The sequence below is a fragment of the Burkholderia sp. TSV86 genome, assembly GCF_001522865.1.
GTDB lineage: Bacteria > Pseudomonadota > Gammaproteobacteria > Burkholderiales > Burkholderiaceae > Burkholderia.
In genome coordinates, this window is the sequence record NZ_LOWB01000030.1 from 1 (window position 1) to 1,482 (window position 1,482).

At 68.6% G+C, this 1,482-nt stretch carries 1 protein-coding gene; it reads right to left on the reverse strand.

The window, feature by feature from the left end; translation table 11 throughout:
• Positions 1–1,482: threonine ammonia-lyase, biosynthetic (gene ilvA / locus WS68_RS04930; protein WP_059569733.1), on the reverse strand; the 1,482-nt coding region annotated here is incomplete at both ends.

A 1,482-nucleotide genomic window follows, 5' to 3' on the forward strand; every position in this document is an offset into this window, starting at 1 on the left:
AGGAACAGGTGGTACGCCGGATTGCCGCTCTCTTCCCAGAACGGATAGCCGAGCGCGACCAGGAAGCGGTCGAATGCCGCATGGTCGGCCGGCGGCACTTGCAGGCCGACCAGGATCGAGCTGTAATCCGCGCCCTGATTCCGGTAATGGAACAGGCTGATGTTCCACTCCGGCGCCATCGCCGACAGGAACTTCATCAGCGCGCCCGGGCGCTCCGGAAACTCGAAGCGAAACAGCCGCTCCTCGCGCGCGAGCGGCGAGCGCCCGCCGACCATGTAGCGCACGTGCTGCTTGGACAATTCATCGCCCGTCAGGTCGACCGTGGCAAAGCCGTGCGCGGCAAAGTTCGCCGCGATGCCGTCCGATTCGCCGCGCTGCCGGATCTGCACGCCGACGAAAATATGCGCGGTCTGCGCATCCGCAATCCGGTAGTTGAACTCCGTGACGTTACGCTCGCCGATGAGCGCGCAAAAGCGCCGGAAGCTGCCCCGCTCCTCGGGCAGCGTCACCGCGAACACCGCCTCGCGCGCCTCGCCCACTTCCGCGCGCTCGGCAACGAAGCGCATCCGGTCGAAGTTCATGTTCGCGCCCGAGGTGATCGCCACCAGCGTCTTGCCGGCCAGCCCCTCGCGCTGCGCATACGCCTTCGCGCCCGCCACCGCCAGCGAGCCGGCCGGCTCGAGCACGCTGCGCGTATCCTGGAACACGTCCTTGATCGCCGCGCACAGCGCGTCGGTATCGACCGTCACGACCCCGTCCAGATGCGCCGCGCACAGGCGGAACGTCTCGTCGCCGACCAGCTTGACCGCCGTGCCGTCCGAGAACAGCCCGACCTCGGTCAGCTCCACGCGCCGCCCCGCCGCAAGCGATTGCGCCATCGCGCACGAATCGTCCGTCTGCACGCCGATCACCCGGATCTCGGGCCGCACCGCCTTCACGTAGGCGGCCACGCCCGCCGCCAGCCCGCCGCCGCCGATCGGCACGAAAATCGCATGGATCGGCCCCTGATGCTGGCGCAAAATCTCCATCGCCACCGTGCCCTGGCCCGCAATCACGTGCGGATCGTCGAACGGATGAACGAACGTCAGGCCGCGCTCGGCCTGCAGCCGCAGCGCGTGCGCATACGCGTCGCTGTACGACTCGCCCGCCTGGATCACCTCCACGCCCGGCCCGCCGTGCGCGCGCACCGCGTCGACCTTCACCTGCGGCGTGGTGACCGGCACGACGATGATCGCGCGCACGTTCATCCGTGCCGCGGAGAACGCGACGCCTTGCGCGTGGTTGCCCGCCGACGCGGTGATCACGCCGCGCGCGAGCGCGTCGGCATCAATATGCGCCATCTTGTTGTACGCGCCGCGCAGCTTGAACGAAAACACCGGCTGGTTGTCCTCGCGCTTGAGCCACACGTCGTTGCCCAGCCGGGCCGACAGATTGCGCGCGCGTTCAAGCTCCGTTTCGCGGGCAACGTCGTACACGCGTGCG